Source organism: Sandaracinobacteroides sp. (assembly GCF_057137845.1).
In genome coordinates this window covers 1-3,556 of record NZ_DBNHFX010000171.1, presented here as the reverse complement: position 1 = coordinate 3,556, position 3,556 = coordinate 1, and the positions used below count along the sequence as shown (strand labels likewise).

Annotated in this window: 3 protein-coding genes; all 3 read left to right on the top strand. The window is 65.8% G+C overall.

Annotation, left to right across the window (positions count from 1 at the left end; translation table 11 throughout):
• A partial coding sequence (locus tag AC16JP_RS09805) for a LysR substrate-binding domain-containing protein (RefSeq protein ID WP_484340432.1) occupies positions 1-713 on the top strand: 713 nt, incomplete at its 5' end.
• A gap of 91 nt (positions 714-804) precedes the next feature.
• Positions 805-2,340, top strand: a complete 1,536-nt coding sequence (locus AC16JP_RS09800; RefSeq protein ID WP_484340431.1) for an amidohydrolase family protein — start codon at positions 805-807, stop codon at positions 2,338-2,340.
• The coding region (locus AC16JP_RS09795) for a serine hydrolase domain-containing protein (protein WP_484340430.1) at positions 2,337-3,556 on the top strand (1,220 nt) is incomplete at its 3' end. The genes AC16JP_RS09800 and AC16JP_RS09795, both read left to right, overlap by 4 nt.

Below are 3,556 nucleotides of genomic sequence, written 5' to 3'. Positions count from 1 at the left end.
CCGAAGCGCATCGCCTGTTCCAGGAAGCAGCAGCCGTGCAGAACCGCGTGGCGACGCTGTTCGAGGCGGCCAAGAACCTCCGCCGGGCGGATCATGGCCGGCTGCGGTTATCGGTAATACATTCGCTTGGGCTGCGCCTTGTGCCGCAGTTGGTGGCGCGCTTTTCGGCACGCTTTCCCCAGCTCTCGATCGAGATCCGCACCTGCCACACCGAAGAACTGGCGGACACGCTGCACAGCCGCAACAGCGATCTTACCATCGGCTATGATGCCGCCCGCCACCCGCGGCTTGCCAATATCGTGCTTGGTTCGGGGCAACTGGTGGCGCTGTTCCGCCGCGACGACATCCCCCATCCGCCCGACCGCTTTCCGATCGAGGCGCTGGCGAATTACCGCATCGTCCGCCTGATCAACGATGGAACGATCGGCGCCCTGCTTGGGCGGCGGATCGCAGCCGACCGCGAGGACGAGGGCCTGATCGCGGTAAAAACCTATTTCGTTGCCGCTGCACTGGTGGCCGAGGGGATGGGGATCGCCGTGATGGATGAATTCACCGCCCGCGCCTGCCTTACGCCGTCGCTTGATCTGCGCCCGCTCTCTGAGCCGATGCGGTTCGACGTGGTTGCCTCGCACCTTGAAGATTATCCATTGTCGACGATCGCCCGCCAGTTCGTCGAGACCGTGCGAAAGGCGCTTCCTGCCGCCCGGGCATAGCGCAAGGTTATGCACGGCGCGCGATTTGCTGTGCCGCTGCGGCCGTGCATGTGGCTAGTATCATGCGAACATCCGGGAGAGGTTGCCGATCATGAGCCTGTCGATCGCGGGGCGAACGCCCGTAGCCCTTGCAGCACTGGCGCTTGCAACGTTCGCCACCAGCACGGCGGCGTCGCGGGATGCTGCGGCCGGCAAGGCGCCCGCCTACGACATCGTAATCGAGAACGGCCGCGTCATCGACCCGGAAAGCGGGCTGGATGCCGTGCGCTCGGTCGGTGTGCGCGGCGGCCGGATCGAGGCGGTTTCCGAATCCCCGCTGGCCGGGCGGGTGCGGATCAATGCCAGCGGGCTGGTCGTTGCGCCGGGCTTCATCGATGTCCATTCCCACGCGCAATCGATCCCCGGCGGCTGGATGCAGGCGTTCGACGGCGTGACGACTGCGCTGGAACTGGAAACCGGCGCATGGCCGCTGGACGCCACCTACCGCGCCGCCGCCGCCGAGGGGCGGCCGATCAACTATGGCTATTCGGTTTCGTGGGGCGGCATTCGCCGCGAACTGCTGGCTGATCGCGCCAAAGGGCTGGCGACCGAACCGGAAGTGCAGGCTATCGTCGCCCGCGTGGCAGAAGGCCTCGATGCGGGCGGGCTGGGGGTCGGCACCCCGGTTGGATACTGGACCGACACCAACCGCACCGAATATTGGGAAGTGGCAAGCCTGGCGGCCAGGCGCAGCGTGCCGATGTTCACGCACGTCCGGTCGAAGAACGGGCGCGACCCGCACAGCGCACTGGAAGCATTCGGAGAGGTGATCGCAACCGCTGCAACGACTGGCGCGCAGATGCACCTCTGCCACATCAACAGTTCCGGCCTGCGCGATATCGGGCGGCTGAACCGAATGATCGCAAAGGCGCAATCCTATGGTGTGCCGGTCACTTCCGAAGCCTATCCTTGGGGCGCCGGTTCGACCGGAATCAACGCGCCGTTCCTGCAACCGGCTAACCTGCCGCTGCTTGGCATCAAGTCCAGCGACATCGAAGTGGTGGCGACCGGCGAACGCCCGGCCACCAACGAACGGCTGGCCGAATTGCAGCGGCAAAGCCCGGATACGCGGATCATCGTGCACTATCTTGATGAAAAGATAGCAGAAGATCGCCAACTGATCGAACAGGCGGTGCTGCTGAAGAACGGTTTCATCGCCAGCGATGCGGTAAACTACATGGTTGGCGCCGACGACCTGACGAAGCCGGTCTGGCCGCTGCCCGCCAACACTGCGGGGCACCCGCGCACCGCCGCCACCTTCACCAAGGTGCTGGGGGAATATGTCCGCGATCGCGGGTTGCTAAGCCTGCCCGAAGCGATCCGCCGGTCGACGCTGCTGCCGGCGCGGCTGATGGAGCCGGTTGCGCCTGCGATGCAGCGCAAGGGCCGGATCAAGGCCGGAGCCGACGCCGACATCATCGTTTTCGATCCCGATACGGTGGGCGCGGTTGCAACCTATGTGAAGCCCGCCGCACCGTCGAAGGGGATGCGCCATGTGCTGGTCGGCGGCCAGTTCCTGATCCGCGATGGCGCATTGCTGACGAAGGCCCGGCCCGGCCGGCCGGTAAGAGGGGGGATGCCACAATGACGAACATGGCTTTCGGCGCAGGGATCATGGCGTTTGCAGCGATCTGCGCCGCGCCCGCCGCCGCGCGCGCGGACAATGCTGCGACGACAACAGAACAGGCAGTCGACAAGCTGTTCGCGCGGTTCACCGGAACCGGTTCGCCCGGTTGCGCGGTTGCCGTCGCACAGGCCGGAAAGCCTGTGCTGTCGCGCGCCTATGGCATGGCCGACCTCGATCATGCGATCCCGGCCACAGTGGGCAGCATCTACGAGGCGGGGTCCGTCTCGAAGCAGTTCGCGGCGGCCGCGATCCTGTTGCTGGCGCGCGACGGCAAGCTGTCGCTCGACGACGACGTTCGCCGCCACCTGCCGGAAATGCCGGATTACGGCAACAAGGTTACGCTCGGGCAGATGATCCGCCACATCAGCGGCCTGCGGGACTGGGGATCTGTCGCGGGAATGGCTGGATGGCCGCGCAACAGCCGCGTCGCCAGCAACGACGACGTGCTGGCGCTGGCGGCACAGCAGAAGGCGCTGAACTTTCCCGCTGGCACGCACTACAGCTACAGCAACACCAACTTCAATCTGGCGGCGCTGATCGTCCAGCGGGTTTCGGGCCAGTCGCTGGCCGAATTCACCAGGCAGCGCATCTTCGCGCCGCTTGGCATGAAGAACAGCAGTTGGCGCGAACGCTATCAGACGGTGGTTCCGGGCCGGGCGCTTGCCTATGACCGCGAGGGCGCGGCCTATGTGATCGATCAGCCGATCGAAGATGCCTATGGAAATGGCGGCCTGCTGACGACGACCGCCGACCTCTTGATCTGGAATGCCGCGCTGGACAACGATGCGCTTGGCCCCGGATTTACTGCGATGATGGAAACCGTCGGCGTGCTGAACGATGGCACGCCAACGGAATATGCCGCCGGTCTGCGGGTGGCGCTTCGCAAGGGGCGGCGGGAGGTCGCGCACTCAGGCTCGACGGGCGGGTATCGCGCGTGGCTCGCGCGGTACCCGGTCGAAAAACTGTCGGTCGCGCTGTTGTGCAATGCGTCGGATGCGGCGCCGGTGGATACCGGGCGCAGCGTCGCCGACATCTTCCTGCCGCCGTCGCCGCCCGCCAGTTACGCATCCGGGCCGCTTCCGGCCGAAGGGCTGTTCCTGAGCGGATTGAACGGCCTGCCGGTCAGGATCAGTGTCGAGGGAACGAAGGTTCGCGCCAATGACGCAGAGCTTGAGCC